The 14,888-nt window shown below is 63.1% G+C and carries 15 protein-coding genes; 10 read left to right on the top strand and 5 right to left on the bottom strand.

Features of this window, described 5'->3' with window-relative positions; genetic code table 11:
* Positions 1–5: 5 nt before the first annotated feature.
* Entirely contained in the window at positions 6–320 is a 315-nt protein-coding gene (locus QP922_RS01260; protein ID WP_502869579.1) for a DUF3017 domain-containing protein, read from the bottom strand.
* Between the two features lie 64 nt (positions 321–384).
* Positions 385–1,239 (bottom strand): bifunctional methylenetetrahydrofolate dehydrogenase/methenyltetrahydrofolate cyclohydrolase, encoded by an 855-nt coding sequence (locus tag QP922_RS01255; RefSeq protein WP_284807437.1) that lies wholly within the window; start codon positions 1,237–1,239, stop codon positions 385–387.
* Between the two features lie 24 nt (positions 1,240–1,263).
* Here QP922_RS01255 and QP922_RS01250 point away from each other — a divergent pair, with 24 nt between their 5' ends.
* The 5 genes from QP922_RS01250 to QP922_RS01230 all read left to right on the top strand — a co-directional run bounded on the left by QP922_RS01250 (position 1,264) and on the right by QP922_RS01230 (position 6,212).
* Positions 1,264–1,734: a tRNA (cytidine(34)-2'-O)-methyltransferase gene (locus QP922_RS01250; protein WP_204098924.1), complete on the top strand. Its 471-nt coding sequence runs from the start codon at positions 1,264–1,266 to the stop codon at positions 1,732–1,734.
* Between the two features lie 45 nt (positions 1,735–1,779).
* Positions 1,780–3,642 carry a pyruvate kinase gene (locus tag QP922_RS01245; RefSeq protein WP_284807436.1) on the top strand — a complete coding sequence of 621 codons (1,863 nt, stop codon included), beginning with the start codon at positions 1,780–1,782 and terminating at the stop codon, positions 3,640–3,642.
* A gap of 121 nt (positions 3,643–3,763) precedes the next feature.
* A complete protein-coding gene (locus QP922_RS01240; RefSeq protein ID WP_204098926.1) occupies positions 3,764–4,009 on the top strand; it encodes a FeoA family protein in 246 nt (81 codons plus the stop codon).
* A gap of 2 nt (positions 4,010–4,011) precedes the next feature.
* Positions 4,012–5,943 (top strand): ferrous iron transport protein B, encoded by a 1,932-nt coding sequence (gene feoB, locus QP922_RS01235; RefSeq protein WP_284807435.1) that lies wholly within the window; start codon positions 4,012–4,014, stop codon positions 5,941–5,943.
* Positions 5,943–6,212, top strand: a complete 270-nt coding sequence (locus QP922_RS01230) for a FeoC-like transcriptional regulator (protein WP_284807433.1) — start codon at positions 5,943–5,945, stop codon at positions 6,210–6,212. The genes feoB and QP922_RS01230 overlap by 1 nt, the downstream gene beginning before the upstream one ends.
* On the opposite strand, the gene QP922_RS01225 is transcribed toward QP922_RS01230, so the two are convergent.
* Together QP922_RS01225 and QP922_RS01220 are read right to left on the bottom strand one after the other, a co-directional pair.
* A complete protein-coding gene (locus QP922_RS01225) occupies positions 6,184–7,599 on the bottom strand; it encodes a PH domain-containing protein (protein WP_284807432.1) in 1,416 nt (471 codons plus the stop codon). The two genes, QP922_RS01230 and QP922_RS01225, sit on opposite strands and share 29 nt — an antisense overlap.
* Positions 7,596–8,045 carry a PH domain-containing protein gene (locus QP922_RS01220; RefSeq protein WP_284807431.1) on the bottom strand — a complete coding sequence of 150 codons (450 nt, stop codon included), beginning with the start codon at positions 8,043–8,045 and terminating at the stop codon, positions 7,596–7,598. Before QP922_RS01220 ends, QP922_RS01225 begins: the two co-directional genes overlap by 4 nt.
* A gap of 58 nt (positions 8,046–8,103) precedes the next feature.
* On the opposite strand from QP922_RS01220, the gene QP922_RS01215 reads away from it, so the two are divergent.
* Together QP922_RS01215 and QP922_RS01210 are read left to right on the top strand one after the other, a co-directional pair.
* Positions 8,104–8,364, top strand: a complete 261-nt coding sequence (locus QP922_RS01215) for a helix-turn-helix transcriptional regulator (protein WP_070673576.1) — start codon at positions 8,104–8,106, stop codon at positions 8,362–8,364.
* A 7-nt stretch (positions 8,365–8,371) separates the two neighbouring features.
* The gene (locus QP922_RS01210) at positions 8,372–8,842 is read left to right on the top strand and encodes a hypothetical protein (RefSeq protein ID WP_284807429.1); all 471 of its coding nucleotides are present in this window, start codon (positions 8,372–8,374) and stop codon (positions 8,840–8,842) included.
* A gap of 5 nt (positions 8,843–8,847) precedes the next feature.
* Here QP922_RS01210 and QP922_RS01205 read toward each other — a convergent pair whose 3' ends face one another.
* Entirely contained in the window at positions 8,848–11,985 is a 3,138-nt protein-coding gene (locus QP922_RS01205; RefSeq protein WP_284807428.1) for an error-prone DNA polymerase, read from the bottom strand.
* Between the two features lie 166 nt (positions 11,986–12,151).
* On the opposite strand from QP922_RS01205, the gene QP922_RS01200 reads away from it, so the two are divergent.
* From QP922_RS01200 to QP922_RS01190, 3 genes are all read left to right on the top strand, one after another.
* Positions 12,152–13,048 (top strand): MetQ/NlpA family ABC transporter substrate-binding protein, encoded by an 897-nt coding sequence (locus tag QP922_RS01200; RefSeq protein WP_284807427.1) that lies wholly within the window; start codon positions 12,152–12,154, stop codon positions 13,046–13,048.
* 110 nt (positions 13,049–13,158) lie between these two features.
* Positions 13,159–14,202 (top strand): methionine ABC transporter ATP-binding protein, encoded by a 1,044-nt coding sequence (locus tag QP922_RS01195; protein ID WP_284807426.1) that lies wholly within the window; start codon positions 13,159–13,161, stop codon positions 14,200–14,202.
* Entirely contained in the window at positions 14,199–14,879 is a 681-nt protein-coding gene (locus QP922_RS01190) for a methionine ABC transporter permease (RefSeq protein WP_070673566.1), read from the top strand. The genes QP922_RS01195 and QP922_RS01190 overlap by 4 nt, the downstream gene beginning before the upstream one ends.
* The last annotated feature ends 9 nt before the right edge of the window (positions 14,880–14,888 follow it).

The raw sequence follows: 14,888 nt of genomic DNA, 5'->3' as shown, positions 1-14,888 counted from the left end.
ACGCGTCACGATCCAAGCGCGTCGATGGACAAGGCCATGAACACCATCGCCGCACCTAAGATGCCGGTGAAGCAGGCATCGAAGCGCCGCGAGCGCACCGCCAGCACGCCAACGCGTGAGGAATCACAAGTCAGGCGCACCACGGTGAGCCACAGGAGTGCCCCTCCCAGCAGCATCGTGGCACGCCGCCAGTGCTCGAACACGGCATAAAAACCCGACACCACAACCGCCACCACGAACAGGCCGATGGCGACCCACTGCACCGCCGGGGGCAACGGCGAAGGCTTCAGGTGCGCGTCGTGTGGGTTCGACAACGACACCGGCGGCGCTTCTCGACGCCCCTCCCCTGGACCCTGCGTAGTCATAGACCTTGAGTGCTCAGTCTTACTGCGCAGCCAGCTTCTCAGCGCGCTCGACGATGTTGCTCACCAGGAACGCACGCGTCAGCGGGCCCACGCCACCCGGGTTCGGGGAGACGAAACCGGCCTTGTCCCACACGTCCTCGGCGACGTCGCCGGCGAGTTGTCCGTCGACGCGGGAGACGCCGACGTCGAGAACCGCGGCACCTTCCTTGACCATATCGGCGGTGAGCATGTGTGCCTTGCCGGCGGCCGCAACGATGACGTCGGCCGCACGGGTCTCCGCGGCAAGGTCCTTGGTGCCGGTGTGACACAGCGTCACCGTGGAGTTTTCGCTGCGGCGGGTGAGCATGAGGCCAATTGGGCGGCCCACGGTCACGCCGCGGCCGATGACGACCACCTTTGCGCCGTTAAGCTCCACACCGAAGCGGCGCAGTAAGTGGATGCAGCCGTTCGGCGTGCATGGCAGCGGGGCGTCCTCGTTGAGGACCAGCTTGCCCAGGTTAATCGGGTGCAAACCATCGGCGTCCTTGGCCGGGTCGATGAGCTCGAGCACGCGGTTTTCATCCAAGTGCTTCGGCAACGGCAGCTGGACGATGTAGCCGGTGCAGGCATCGTCATGGTTGAGCTCTTCGATGACGCGCTCGAGTTCTTCCTGGGTAACGTCGCCAGGCAAGTCCTTGCGAATCGAATTAATACCGAGTTTCTCGCAATCGCGGTGCTTCATCTTCACATAGGAATGCGACCCTGGGTCATCGCCCACCAGGACCGTGGCCAGCCCCGGGGTAATCCCCTTCTCCTTAAGAGCGGCCACGCGCTGGGCCAAGTCCTCAAAAATCTCGTCGCGGTACAGGTTGCCATCTAGTTTGGTAGCGCTCATGCCCACCATCCTAGACTGATGCCTATGAGCCGCCTGCACATCGTCTTCGACAACCCCGTGATCCCCACCAATACCGGCAACGCCATCCGCACCGCCGCCGTCACGGGCGCAAGTCTGCACCTCATTGAGCCACTCGGCTTCAACTTCGAGGACAAGCACCTCAAGCGCGCAGGTTTGGACTACCATGACCTGGCGGACCTGACAATCCACAAAGATTTCGATGCTTGCATGGACGCTCTTCCCGGCGCGCGGGTCTTCGCCTTTACTACCCACACGGATAAGTGGTTCACGGACGTCGAGTACCAGGAAGGTGATGTCCTTCTCTTCGGCACCGAACCCACCGGCCTGCCGGAGGAGCACGCCTTCCACCCGCGCGTCACCGAACGCGTGCGCATTCCCATGATGCCGGCGCGGCGCTCGATGAATCTGTCTAACGCGGCGTCGACAGCCGTGTATGAGGCCTGGCGCCAGCTCGGCTTCCGTGGCGCGGTCTAGGAAGTCGCGGCACAATGTGGGTGACAGCCACGACGAAGGAGCACCATGTCGAACTTGCGCCCACTTCTTGATTCCCTCACCCTGCGCGTTGAGAACGCCGCGAACGAGTACGCCGAGCAGATTGCCCAGGTCGCGCCCACTCACCGGCCCGGCGCGGTGAACCTGGTGCGCTACATGGCACTGCGCTCCCAAGACGCCGTGGAGCTGCAAGAAGGCCTCAGTGCGTTGGGCGCGACGAGCTTGAGCCATCCGGAGCCGGCGGTGCTGGAGCGCCTCCATGCGGCGCGCAACGTGCTTGATGCTTTCGACGGTAAAGCCCCCACCTACCCGATGCAGGCCATCGCCTCGGCGTATGCCGATGCCGATGACATCCTCGACGCCAACACGCAGGCACTTCTCGGCCCCACACAGGACGGCACGCATGCCCGCATCATGGTGACCCTTCCTTCTGAGGCGGCGGAGGACTATGACCTCGTGTTGGACTTTGCCCGCGCCGGTATGGAGCTGGCCCGCATCAATTGCGCCCACGATGGCGAAGCTGCGTGGGAAAAGATGGTTGAGAACGTCCACCGCGCCGCCGAGGAGGTGGGGCGCGAGATTCTCATTTCCTGCGATATTGCAGGCCCCAAGGTGCGCACCGGTGCCATTGAGCCGGGGCCGCAGGTTGTCCGTGTGCGCGGCGAGCGCACCGCTGCGGGCGAGCCTCTGACCTACCCGACGCTGGTGCTTTCCGACGTCTCCCGGGCCGAGGAAGCTCAGGAGGTGGCGAGAGGGGCGTCGGCAAGCGCGGCGCGTCCGGCTGTAGCACTCGAAGTAGACACCGAGTGGGTAGCTGCGCTGGAGCCGGGCGATGAGGTGCGGTTTGCTGAGGCACGCGGCCGTTCGCGTAGCTTCACCGTGGAGTCTGTCGAGGACGGCGTTGCCGTGCTGCGCGGCGAGCGCAATTGCTATCTGGCTGAGGGCACGGTCTTTAGCCATGAAGCGGCGACGACGCAGGTGCGCGGGGTTCCGGCGCTCGAGCAGAAGATTCGTCTGCACCGCGGAGACGAGCTGGTCTTAAGCACGTCGCAGGAGCCAGCGCGAGTCGTGGAGGGAGAGGTGACGACGATTGGTTGTACTCTCCCGGAGGTGGTCACCGCGCTCGAGGTGGGGCACGCCGTAATTTTCGATGACGGCGCCATCTCCGGCCGCGTTACCGAGGTTCGGGACAACGGGGCCGAGCGCGAGGCTGTCATCACCATCGACCATGCAGGTCCCACCGGCACGAACCTGGCAGCGTATAAGGGCATCAACCTGCCCGATACCGAGGTTCCGCTGCCGAGCCTTACCGAGGAGGACATTGCGGCGTTGCGTTTTGTGGCCACGCACTGCGACATCGCGGCCGTATCTTTTATCCGCACACCTTCCGATGTGGCCTTCCTCTATGACACGGTGGAGGAGATCGCTGCTGAGCAGGAGTCGGAGGAGCTGGCGCAGCGCGTGCGTGAGTTGGGAATTGTGCTCAAGATCGAAACGGTCCCGGCGTACCAGCAGCTGGGCGCCGTACTGTTGGAGGGCATGCGCCACGAGAAATTCGGCATCATGATTGCTCGCGGTGACCTCGCCGTGGAGCTGGGCTTTGAGCGCATGGTGCAGGTTCCGGGGCGCATCATGAAGCTCGCGGAGGCAGCGCACATCCCCGTCATCATGGCCACACAGGTGCTGGAGACCTTGGCGAAGACCGGCCTTCCCTCGCGTGCCGAAATCACCGATGCCGGCTATGCGCTGCGTGCGGAATGCGTCATGCTCAACAAGGGCCCGCACATTACGGAGGCCATCCGCATCTTGGACCGAATGTCGCGCAAGCTCGGCCGCTCGCGCTTGAAGAATCGCCAGATGCTGCGTCAGGTGACCAGCTGGACTAACTAGTTCAACTCCACGCGCCGCGTGGTGAGGATCACCTAAGATTCTCACCCCAAAGACTAGACCTGCCTATCTTTGCTTAGGGTACCCTATATGGGTAAACAGGATAGGAAGAGAGCCGACCGATATGTTGTCTGGGTGCCCACGGCAAACTGCCGACGCCATCCCCATGGGATGCACCGTTACCTTGGGTAAAGAATGTATTTCCTGCACGTGCGACGCTGCTTTGGCAGTACGTCTCGGGGAGCTGGGAATCCGTCCCGGCGCTACGTTGACCATGGGTCCGCGCGTAGCCGGCGGCGCACGTGTTGTGTCGGTGGGCAGCTGCCGCTATGCCATCGATAAGGCAACGCTCAAAGCTATCGAGGTCTAGCCATGGCCTCTTCCCCGAGCTGCCACGGCGATCCGGGCGGCGCGCTTGCCCCTGCCGGCGCGCCTATCCTCGCTCTCGTCGGCTCCCCTAACTCCGGAAAGTCCACGCTCTTTAATGCACTGACCGGCGCGAAGGCGCAAACCGGCAACTGGCCGGGCACCACGGTTGAGGTCAGCCGCGGCGCGTGGAAACTGGGCGATCGCACCGCCGATCTCATCGATTTCCCCGGCACCTATTCGCTCGATCCGCTCAGCCCGGATGAGGCACTGACCCGCGCTATGCTCATCGAGTGCGCGGAGGATGAGCGCCCCGACGCCGTCGTTGTGGTCGTCGACGCCACCGCCGTGGCCCGCGGTCTCAACGTGGCGCTCCAGCTAGCGGAACAGCCCTACCGCCTCATCATCGCGTTGACGAAGACGGATGTAGCGCTCAACCAGGGGCAGGTCGTCGACGCCACCGCGCTGGCCGAGGCCACCTCCATCCCGGTGGTGGTTGTGGATGGGCGTAAGCGGGAGGGCGTCGAGAAGCTGCGCGAGGTCGTGCTCGAGTCTTTGGCGTCTGCGCCCATGCAGTTGCGCGAGGACACTGGCCTGGAGGGGCGCTTTGCGGAGCTGGATGCGGCGGCGAAGGCCTCAGTAAGCGAGGTCGAGCATGCCACACCCCTGTCCCACCGCCTCGATGCGGTGGCCCTCCACCCGGTGGTGGGGCCACTGCTGTTTCTGGCCGTGATGTGGCTGGTCTTCCAAATCACAACGACGGTGGCAGCTCCCCTCCAGGATGGCTTGGAGGCGCTGGTGTCTGGCCCCTTGAGCGACTGGGCGCGGGCGGGGCTCGGGGCTATCGGTCTGGGTCACCCTCTCATTACGGGCTTGCTTGTCGACGGCCTCATTGGCGGCGTCGGCATGGTCCTCACCTTTGCCCCGCTCATGGCGCTGATGTTCTTGTGCTTGGCGGTGCTGGAAGATTCCGGTTATATGGCGCGTGCGGCGGTGGTGACCGACCGCCTCATGCGGGCCATCGGCCTGCCGGGCAAGGCTTTTATCCCGATCGTCGTGGGCTTTGGCTGCAACGTGCCGGCGATTTCCGCCACCCGCGTGCTGGGCAGCCCCCGGCACCGCATTATGACCGCGCTGCTCATCCCGTTTACGTCGTGTTCGGCGCGCTTGGTAGTCTTCGTCATGCTCTCGGCCACGTTCTTCCCGGAACATGCTGGCAGCGTGGTGTTTGTTATGTACGTCATCTCCATCGCGCTGCTCGTGCTGGTCGGGTTGGCGCTGCGCAAGACGCTGTGGCGCGCGGTTCCGGAAGAAGCGCTCGTTATTGACCTGCCAACGTATCAGCTGCCCACGGTGCGCCTGGCACTGAGTGTGATGTGGACGCGTTTGAAGGGTTTCCTGCAGACTGCGGGCGGCATCATCGTGACTACCGTGGTCGTGGTGTGGCTACTCATGGCCATCCCAGTTGGCGCGGCCGCCCACGACACCACCTTGGGCGAGCCCCCGGCCCCGGAGGATTCCGCCTATGGCGCGGTCTCGCGCACCATCGCCCCGGCCTTTGCCCCGGCTGGTTTCGATTCCTGGTCCCTGGCCGGCCCGTTGGTCACTGGTTTCGTGGCCAAGGAGGCGCTGATTTCGACGTGGGCACAGACCTACGCCGTCGACGACGTCACCGACGCCTCCGCCGAAGAACAATCCCACAGCGCGCTCAGCGACCACGTGCGTGAAGATTTCGAGAAGTCTTCCGGCGGGCATACCCTGGCGGCAGTGTGGGCCTACATGCTCTTCCTGCTGGCCTACACTCCCTGCGTGGCCACGATTGCCGCGCAGCGCCGCGAGATTGGCTGGCGCTGGACGCTCTTTGGCTTCGGTGTTCAGCTGGCCACCGCATGGCTGCTGGCAGTGGGCGCCTTCCAGATTCTGAAGGTGTTTATCTAATGCCCACCTCCCCCATCCAGGCCGTGCAGGAAGCCATCGAATCTGGCGTGCGCTCGCGGGCAGCCATCGCCACGGAGACGGGGCTGGAACCCGGCACGGTCGATGTCATCCTGGACCACCTCACCGCCAGCGGGGTGCTGGATATGGAACCGCTGGGCTCGTGCCCATCGGGCGGCTGCGGGTCGTGCTCGGCGGCGTCGGCTTGCGCGGGCCCCAGCAGCACCCGCGGTCCGGTGTTGCTTAAGCTTCGCCGCCCAGCGGGCCGTTAAGCGGGCCTTCCAGAACCGGAAGGCGGCGGGTGCGCAGGCGGGTGAGGAGCTCGGAGGCGTCGGCAGGCGTAAGATCCTGGCCCGCCATCCTGACGGGACCCGCCACGAGGTCGAAGCGCACGGTACGCACGCCCGCAAGATGGCTCAGCGGCCCCACCTTGAGCGTGAGCTCCTGAATATGCGGGGTGCCAATCACCATGACGCGGCGGTTGATGCGGCCTCGATGCACGATGGTGACAGGCTCAGGCGAATCCACCAGCGTTACCGACTGCTGTTTGCGGTCGATAGGGCTAACCCACCGCGCCCGGCGCGGCGAGGTATACGTGGGCTGCGTGTGGCCCTCGGGCCGGGCATAATCCTCAATCTGTGCGCGATCCAGATCCGAAATAAGCGCCAGCAAGTCCAGCGCCTGTTCACGGGTTCCCACGGGCAGGATGCGCGTCGAGCCGGACTGTTTGCCGCCGCCCTTAGTGCCATAGCCGGCGACGGACACGTGCACCTCATACCAGCCGAGGCGCCGCCACAGGAAAGGCTGGCTTACCCGCACGCCGTGGATGCGGCCAATGCGGATGGTCTGGCGGCGGCGGTCGGCGAGGCCATAGGAGATGTTGAGGGCGTGGGAGGGGGCGTCGTGAAGCGCGGTGAAGGTCCACGAGGAGTCCACCAGACTCCACACACGGCCCACAAAGCCCACGATGATGGGCAACAATGCGGTCCACATGCCGGGGATGAAGAGCAAACCGCCGATGATGAGTGCGGTAATTAGCGTCGGCAGGCGCAGCGCTTCCGCAGCGATGGTACGCAGGATGGGAATCTCCGGAATAAGAGCCGGTTCTGCTACCTCTTCCACTGCCTGTTCTGGCTGCTCAGCCTGCCCACCGTTCGTGCGGCGCAGCAGCTCAGCGCGCAACTCCTCCGCCTTCGCCTTGGTGAGGTACTCAATCTTGATTACAGAGGCGTTACCGCCAGCGGTTTCCACTCGGACCGTGGCCAGCCCCAACAGGCGGGCGATGATGGATTCAACGACATCCACCGCCTGGATGCGCTCATAGCGCGCAGAGCGAAAAGACGTTGAAATCACGCCGTGACGCAGCGCGACTTCATCGTCGGTGAGTTTGTAACCCAGCTTGCGCCACCACACTCCGGACACCAGCCAGATCACGGCACACACCAGCACAAAACCACCGATTGCCAGCAGAGTGCTGCGGCCCACCTCGCCCAGATGTCCGCCCTGCAGGTAGGACACAACGTCCTCGATCATCGAGGCGTTGATATTGAGAACAAAGATGGCGAGCAGCGCCAGAATCAGCGACCAAAAGCGCAGCAGGGGGGTGAGGCGGTGGACGCGGGTATAGCCGTCGGCGTCGATAAGCGCACGATCCTTCACAGTCCACTCATCCTCTCGCGGGCTTTGATGGCGAGGCGTTCGCGCAGGGCATCGGCGTCTGCGGCAACCAGGCCGGGAATGGTGGCGTCGCTGCTGGGCGACGCCGTGTGCAGCTTCACCTTCTTCAGCCCCATTGCGCGCTCCACGGGGCCGGCCGTGACGTCGACAAACTGGATACGGCCATAAGGAACGACGGTGAAGGTGTGCCAGATTTTGCCGCGGGTGACGAGGAGTTCGTCGGCGGTTTCCTGCCAGCCTAAGTTTTTGACCTGTGCGGGGATGAGCCACAGTTCATAGAGCGCCCACGCAACGAGCGCGCCGGCGACCCAATAGAGCCAGTCCCACCAGAAATACGCTGCGGCGGCAGCGAGGGCGGCGAGGATAATGTCCCAGCTCAAATTCGTGATGTAGCGGGCTTTCGTGAGTGACGGGGATACGGGATTCATGCCAACACCCTAACACGAAATCTTGACAAGTTGTTGGGTTTATACAACACTGTGATGTATGTCCCCAAAAAAGAAACCTACCCGCCCACTCTTTAACCGGGTCCGCGTGCTCCGCGTTGAACGGGACATGACGCGCGCACAGCTTGCCGACGCCATCGGGGTCAACCCCCAAACCATCGGCGCGCTCGAGCGCGGCGACCACTCCCCCAGCTTGGACCTCGCCTTCAACATCTGCGAAGTCTTCAATCTACCCGTGGAAGCCGTGTTCTCCCGGACCGAATTCACCCCCATGTCCTCCGAAATCTACCGAAAAGGTTAAGCCCCGCATGTCCACCCCTATTCCCACTTCCGTCACCACCCGCAAGCGCTACATCACTCTGACCGACCTGTCCACCGTCCTTATCATCGCATCCATCCCACTGCAGTTCTGGAGCCCTTTCACCTCGCTCATGGTGGCCTGCCTCGGCACGTTGCTGTGTGCACTGTTGACTGCACGTTTGCGCACCACCATCAACGCGGCAGACCTGCCCAGGACAGAACTTGATGAGTACGAGATGCAACAGCACCTCGAGGCCCGCGACGACGGCCTCAAATTCTCCCTCGCTGCACTCGTTATCTTGCTGCCAGTCACAGGCCTTATCGCCTGGGGCGCGCGGACCATGCCCATGATGGACGGCGTGTTTGTATCCCAGCTCTACCTCAAGATCATCCTGCTGCTCATGGTATGGGTGCCCTTCTCCGTGGCGCGTTCCTTGGCTGGCAAAATGAACCGCGACGAGCTCATCTCGAAGGAATAAGAACCTTAACGGAAGTCCCGCGAGCCGCGTGAGAGTGCCTCGCCGAAGGCCAGCGGCTCCAATTGGTCCGCAGCAACGGTGACCGCGTCGGAGGCATTCTGCACGATTCCGCGCACGATGAGCGCAGGAGCCGTCCGAGCCGTCACCTTATCCCGAGCCCACAGGCCGGGCGAGACCATCACGTTCATCAGCCCGGTCTCATCCTCCAGGCCGAAGAACACCACACCGGCTGCGGTCTGCGGGCGCTGGCGGTGTGTGACCACCCCGGCGATGCGCACGCGGGTACCGTCCTCCACAGCTGGAAGGTCCGCCGCCGCCAGGACGCCGCGGGCACGCAGAGCCCCGCGGACCTGCTCCATGGGCTGCTGGTTGTGGGTAACGCCGGTACTCGCCACATCCGCCGCCATGAGCTCGAAAGCACTCATTCCCGGCAAAGACGGCGCCTCGATGGCAGAAAGCCCTGGCAGCATCCCTGCCTGTTCCGTCGCGGCAACACCGGCCTGCCACAGCGCTTGGCGACGATCCACCCCAAAGACCTCCAAGGCCCCCGCCACCGCGAGGACCTCCACGTGATCGACGGTGAGATCGGCGCGGCGGGAGAGATCGGGGACGTCGGCAAACGGCGCGGCCGCCTCAATGCGGTCGGCAGCCTTATCCCCCAAGCCTTTGATGAGGTTGAGGCCTAAGCGGATGCGAACCTCGCCGTCCTTGCCCACCACGGCGCGGGCCTCGCGGCCTGAATCGTTGACAGTGGCCGGCAGCACCTCCACGCCGTGCCGGCGCGCATCCTGGATAAGAGACTGCGGCGAATAGAAACCCATCGGCTGCGCGCGCAACAGGCCCACGCAAAACTGCGCCGGGTAATAGCGCTTAAACCATGCCGAAAAGTACACCAAGGAGGCAAAAGACTGCGAGTGCGACTCCGGGAAACCATAGGCGGCGAAGGCGACAATCTTGGCCCACAACTTGTCCGCGACCTCCCCGGTAATCCCGTTGGTCTCCTGCAATCCGTCGTAGAAACGCTGTTTGAGTGCTGCCATCTTGGCCGGCGAACGCTTCGAGCCCATCGCGCGCCGCAAATCGTCCGCCTCCGCACCGCTGAAACCAGCGGCATCGACAGCGATCTGCATGAGTTGCTCCTGAAAGAGTGGGATGCCCAGCGTCTTGCCTAAGGACTTTTCCAACACCGGATGGTCATACTCCACCGCTTCTTTGCCATCCCGGCGGCGCAGGTAAGGATGCACCGACCCGCCCTGAATAGGTCCGGGGCGAATGAGCGCGACCTCCACGACGAGGTCGAAGAAGACCCGCGGCTTGAGTCTTGGCAGCGTATTGAGCTGCGCGCGCGATTCCACCTGGAACACCCCCACCGCATCCGCGCGGCAGAGCATGTCATAGACTTCTGGGTCCGCCAGGTTCAGCTCCCACAGGTTGACTACCCTGCCGGTGGTCTCCTCCACCACGTCCATCATGTGGTGCAGAGCCTCGAGCATGCCCAACCCCAGCATGTCGAACTTCACCAGCCCGGCTGCGGCGCAATCGTCCTTATCCCACTGCAGCACCGAGCGATTCTCCATACGTGCCCATTCCACAGGTACGACATCCGCAATCGGCCGGTCACACAGCACCATGCCACCAGAGTGAATGCCCAGGTGGCGCGGCTGACCGAGGAACTGCTCAGCTAAGGATTCGACGTCGCTAGGCGCAGGCGCCACACCTTTCGACCACGCATCGGCCGAGCCTTGCGGATAGCCCAACGCCCGCGCAGCATCCCGCAGTGCACCTTTGCGGCGATACGTAATCACGTTAGCCACCTGCGCGGCACGCTCGCGGCCATGCTTGGCATAGACGTACTGAATGACCTCCTCACGGCGGCCTGATTCAATATCGATGTCGATATCCGGCGGGCCATCGCGATCCGGGGACAAGAAGCGCTCAAAGAGAAGACCCGCGGAAATCGGCTCCGCGTTCGTAATCCCCAGCGCGAAACACACCGCGGAGTTTGCCGCCGAGCCCCGCCCCTGGCACAGGATGTTCTCCCGCCGGCAAAAATCCACGAAGTCGCACACGATAAGGAAGTAGCCCGGAAAACCGAGCTGCTTCACGACGCCCAACTCATACCTCATCTGCTCCCAGGCCCGAGCCCGAATTTCCTCCGAGCGCGTGGCATAGCGTTCGGCCGCGCGCTCGAAGGTGAGATGTTCTAGCCAGGACATCTCGGTGTGCCCTTCCGGCACATCGAAATCCGGCAGGTTGGGGGCCAAGGCTTCCCAGGTGAAGCTGCACTCCTCCAGTACCCGGACGGTTTCCGCAATAAGTTCTGGGCGGTCCGGAAACAGTTGCGCCATCTGCTCCCCCGAGCGCAGCCAGGGCGAGCCCATGGGGTGGGTGCTAGGGGAGGCGTCGACAAGCGCGAGGCGCCGAGACAAGGCCTGTTTGGCTCCGGCCAGCCTGGCACGGTCCCGCGTTGCCGCAGCAGGGCGGGCCGTAGCGATAGCGCGCGGAACCGGGCAGGAATCCAGCAGCGCATGGTGGTCAGCGTCCTCCGGGAGTTGGGTACAGGCATACTCCAAAACCATGCTGTCTATTTTAATTCTTTCGAGCAGATAATCGAATTTCCCTGCCCATTCCCAGCCCACAAGGAAGAGGCAATGCTCCTGCAACTCCGCAGCGATGTCCGCCAACGGCGGATAAACCACCGCATCTTTCTCCCCCGCCTCCATGCGCGCGCGGGAGATGAGCCGCGACAAACGACGATACCCCTCCGGAGTGCGCGCCAGCACAGTCAGCGGCGCCGGCTCGAGACTAAGCTCCGCGCCGAAAACAGCAGGAAGGCCAACCTTGGCGGCAGCCTCCGCAAACTTCATGAGCCCATAGAATCCATCCCTATCTACCAGCGCCATTCCCTTTAAACCTAGCTCGACCGCCCGCGCCACAAGCTCCTCCGGCTCGGAAGCTCCCTGCAGGAAGCTATACGAACTCACCGCATGCAGCTCCGCAAAGGGCACGGCAGAGCGCCCCGCCTTCGGAGCATCCGTGGAGTCCGGTAGGTGATCTACCGGCACCGGAATGGGCCCCGGCCGGCCAGACAAAATCCGCTCGACGCGGGACCACGGTAGCGCTGCACCCCCATTGAACCTCATAGCCCCACACCCTATAATCGAACAATAGTTCCCGTCAAGGTTTTGTTGGACAACTAGTGGAATAGACAAAGCGGTTCAATCGTTGCTAGTTTTTCGAGCAGTGTAATCACCTGCGGTGCCCCACCACGTGCCGCACGACCAAGAAGAAGGGACACTAAGACCCATCATGAGCATCCGTCGCGTACTTGCTGCCACCTCGGCAGCCGTCATCGCCGCTACCGGCCTGGTCGCCTGCTCCTCCGACTCCTCGGACTCTGAAGCGCAGGGCTCCGGCGAGGAAATCACCAAGGACTCCACCATCACCATCGGCACTACCGATGCCAACATGGAAGAATGGGCTGTCTTCCAGGACCTGGCCAAGGAGGCCGGCTACGACGTGAAGCTGGAGAACTTCGCGGACTACAACACCCCGAACCAGGCGCTGGATCAGGGTCAGCTGACCGCCAACAAGTTCCAGCACCTGCAGTTCTTGGCCAAGTACAACCAGGGCAACGGCACCGACCTCGTCCCGCTCGCCTCCACCGAGATTTACCCGCTGGCCATCTATTGGAAGGACCACAAGGACCTTTCCGGCATTGAGGGCCAGGAAGTGGCCATCCCGAATGACTCCACGAACCAGGGCCGCGCCATTGGCCTGCTGGCTCAGGAGGGCCTGGTCACCCTCAAGGAGGACAGCCCGCTGATTCCGACTCCGCTCGACGTCGACGAGAAGAAGTCCAAGGTCACCGTCACCCCGGTGGATGCCGCTCAGACCCCAGCCGCTTACGGCGAGGGCAAGCCGGCCGTCATCAACAACTCCTTCCTGGAGCGCGCGGGCATCGATCCGAAGTCCGCTGTGGCACAAGATGACCCGAACTCCACCGAGGCAGAGCCCTACATCAACGTCTGGGCCGTACGTGCCGAGGATGCTGACAACGAGACCCTCCACGAGCTAGCCAAGCTGTGGAAGGATCCGAAGGTCACCGAAGCCGTCCTGAAGTCCTCTGGCGACACCGCCGTGGCTGTGGACCGCCCGCAGGAAGAGCTGCAGGAGATTCTGGACCGCCTCGAAGAGGAAGCCTAAGCTCTCGCCGCCCTGATACGCCATATGTGCCCCCGTGTTCACGCTTCGGTGCGTGGCCGGGGGATTTGGCCGTTACACATGATTCATATAACCCCACAAGGACACCTCACGTGATTGACCACACTGGCGCCCCTCGCGGCACCCGGATTGAGTTCCTCAACATCACCAAAGTCTTCAAGAATAAAAAGACCACGACGAAAGCGCTCGACAATGTTTCCCTAACCGTCGAGTCCGGCGAGATCGTCGGCATCATCGGTTTCTCCGGCGCCGGCAAGTCCACGCTGGTGCGCATGATCAACGGCCTGGACACCCCGACGTCGGGTCAGCTGTTTCTCGACGGCACCGATGTCGTCGGCATGCCCGAAAAGCAGCTGCGCGGCATCCGCCGTAACATCGGCATGATTTTCCAGCAGTTCAACCTCATGTCCTCGCGCACCGCGGCGGGCAATATTGAGTACCCGTTGAAGCTGCAGGGCGTCGAGAAGCAGGAGCGTAAGAAGCGCGTCCAGGAGCTTTTGGAGTTCGTCGGCCTGGCGAACAAGGGCGATAACTACCCGGAGCAGCTCTCCGGTGGCCAGAAACAGCGCGTGGGCATCGCCCGCGCCTTGGCTAACAACCCTTCCCTGCTGCTGGCGGATGAGGCCACTTCGGCCCTCGACCCGACTACCACGCACGAGGTCCTCGACCTACTGCGCAAGGTCAACCGCGACCTCGGCATCACCATCGTGGTCATTACCCACGAGATGGACGTTGTACGGTCCATCGCCGACAAGGTCGCCGTTATGGAAAATGGCCGCGTCATTGAGGATGGCAGCGTCTACGAGGTCTTCTCCAATCCGCAGACCAGCGTGGCGGAGAAGTTCGTGGCTACCTCGCTGCGCAATACCCCGGACGTGGTCGAGGCCGATGACCTGCTTGCCCACGAGGGACGCCTGTTCACCATCAACCTAACCGAAAATTCTGGCTTCTTCGGCGCCGCCGGCAAGCTTGCGGACGCGGGCGTGTCCATCGCCGTGGTCCACGGCGGTATTACGACGTTGCAGAAGCATTCCTTTGGCAAGATCACCGTGCGCCTCAACGGCCCGGATGCTGCTATCGAAGAGTTCTACGCGCACATGCAACGCACCACCGAGATTGAGGAGATTCAACGATGAACGTCACCTACCTCGCAGAAGCCAATTGGGACCGGCTGGGCGGCACGCTTGTCGACGCCATTAAAGACACCCTCATCATGGTCGCTACCACCATGGTGCTTGCAGGCATCATCGGCTTGGTTCTCGGCATTCTGCTCTACACCACCCGCCCGGGCGGAATCCTGCAGAACAAAGTCATCTACTTCATCATCAACATCCTGGTGAACTTCGTTCGCCCGATTCCGTTCATCATTTTGCTGGCCTTCGTCCAGCCGCTCACGGTGGCGGTCTTGGGAAGTTCTATCGGCCGCGAACCCGCCACGTTCGTCATGGTTATTGCGGCGACCTTCGCGGTGGCTCGCATCGTGGAGCAGAACCTCGTGGCGCTCGACCCGGGCGTGATTGAAGCGGCCCGTTCGATGGGTGCTTCGCCGTGGAAGATCATCACCACGGTCATCATTCCGGAAGCGCTGGGCCCGCTGGTGCTGGGCTACACCTTCCTGTTTATCGGCATCGTCGACATGTCCGCCATGGCCGGCTACGTCGGCGGCGGTGGCTTGGGTGACTTCGCCATTGTTTACGGCTACCGCGCCTTCGAGTGGGAAGTCACCGTGGTGGCTACCCTCATCATCATCGTGCTGGTCCAGGCAGCCCAGTTCTTTGGCAACTGGCTCTCGGCGAAGATTATGCGCCGCTAACCGCGCCGC

Origin of the sequence: Corynebacterium sp. MSK218, from assembly GCF_030232655.1 — a bacterium.
Lineage (GTDB): Bacteria > Actinomycetota > Actinomycetes > Mycobacteriales > Mycobacteriaceae > Corynebacterium.
The sequence above is the reverse complement of the archived record's forward strand: the minus strand, read 5'-3'. Positions and strand labels throughout refer to the sequence as shown.

Excerpts from the sequence above, each read along its gene's own strand:
- QP922_RS01255 (WP_284807437.1), bottom strand. The coding sequence starts at position 1,239 with ATGAGCGCTACCAAACTAGATGGCAACCTGTACCGCGACGAGATTTTT.
- QP922_RS01250 (WP_204098924.1), top strand. The coding sequence starts at position 1,264 with ATGAGCCGCCTGCACATCGTCTTCGACAACCCCGTGATCCCCACCAAT.
- QP922_RS01245 (WP_284807436.1), top strand. The coding sequence starts at position 1,780 with ATGTCGAACTTGCGCCCACTTCTTGATTCCCTCACCCTGCGCGTTGAG.
- QP922_RS01240 (WP_204098926.1), top strand. The coding sequence starts at position 3,764 with ATGTTGTCTGGGTGCCCACGGCAAACTGCCGACGCCATCCCCATGGGA.
- feoB (WP_284807435.1), top strand. The coding sequence starts at position 4,012 with ATGGCCTCTTCCCCGAGCTGCCACGGCGATCCGGGCGGCGCGCTTGCC.
- QP922_RS01230 (WP_284807433.1), top strand. The coding sequence starts at position 5,943 with ATGCCCACCTCCCCCATCCAGGCCGTGCAGGAAGCCATCGAATCTGGC.
- QP922_RS01220 (WP_284807431.1), bottom strand. The coding sequence starts at position 8,045 with ATGAATCCCGTATCCCCGTCACTCACGAAAGCCCGCTACATCACGAAT.
- QP922_RS01215 (WP_070673576.1), top strand. The coding sequence starts at position 8,104 with ATGTCCCCAAAAAAGAAACCTACCCGCCCACTCTTTAACCGGGTCCGC.
- QP922_RS01210 (WP_284807429.1), top strand. The coding sequence starts at position 8,372 with ATGTCCACCCCTATTCCCACTTCCGTCACCACCCGCAAGCGCTACATC.
- QP922_RS01205 (WP_284807428.1), bottom strand. The coding sequence starts at position 11,985 with ATGAGGTTCAATGGGGGTGCAGCGCTACCGTGGTCCCGCGTCGAGCGG.
- QP922_RS01200 (WP_284807427.1), top strand. The coding sequence starts at position 12,152 with ATGAGCATCCGTCGCGTACTTGCTGCCACCTCGGCAGCCGTCATCGCC.
- QP922_RS01190 (WP_070673566.1), top strand. The coding sequence starts at position 14,199 with ATGAACGTCACCTACCTCGCAGAAGCCAATTGGGACCGGCTGGGCGGC.